The organism is Mycolicibacterium arseniciresistens, assembly GCF_030519285.1.
In the GTDB taxonomy this organism is placed as follows: Bacteria; Actinomycetota; Actinomycetes; order Mycobacteriales; family Mycobacteriaceae; genus Mycobacterium; species Mycobacterium arseniciresistens.
In genome coordinates this window covers 1-647 of the sequence record NZ_JAUMSQ010000544.1, presented here as the reverse complement: position 1 = coordinate 647, position 647 = coordinate 1, and the positions used below count along the sequence as shown (strand labels likewise).

Sequence of the window (647 nt, the reverse complement as noted above, 5' to 3'; positions counted from 1 at the left end):
GCGTCGACGCCGGCGGACTGCACATCGACGTCGCCGATCGCCGCCCGCTGGCCGAGGTCGCCGCGGTGCACGACGAGTCCGACGCCGGACGGCTGCCCGGCAAGACCATCCTCATCCCCGGTGCATAGTGATTTCGGCGCGGAAACGCTCGCCCAGCGAACGTTTCCGCGCCGAAATCGCCGCTAGAGGACCTGGGACTCGAGGCGACGCAGATGTTCGCGGGGCGGGCCGAGCAGCTGGGCGCTGCCGTGGGCACGCTTGAAGTACAGCTGGATGTCGTGTTCCCAGGTGATCGCGATGCCGCCGTGCAGCTGGATCGCCTCGCCCGCCACCGCGCTGAACGCCTCGCTCGCGCTGAACCGGGCCAGCGCCGCGGACGTGGCCGACGGCTCGGCGATCGCCTCGGTCACCACGGCCCGCGCCGACTGCACCAGCACGTAGAGGTCGGCCATCCGGTGCTTGAGCGCCTGGAAACTGCCGATCGGCCTGCCGAACTGCACCCGGTCCTTGGTGTAGGCGACCGTCAGCTCCAGACACCGCGCCGCGGCGCCGATCTGCTCGGCGGCCAGCAGCAGCGCCGCGATGTCGGCCAGCCCCGGGTCGGCCCCGAGGTCTGCGTCGGCCCGGCCCTGCACCCGCGCCAGCCG

The 647-nt window shown here is 72.5% G+C and carries 1 protein-coding gene; it reads right to left on the bottom strand.

Annotation, left to right across the window (positions count from 1 at the left end; translation table 11 throughout):
• Nucleotides 1-182 precede the first annotated feature (182 nt).
• The coding region (locus Q2100_RS31375) for an acyl-CoA dehydrogenase family protein (protein WP_302917142.1) at nucleotides 183-647 on the bottom strand (465 nt) is incomplete at its 5' end.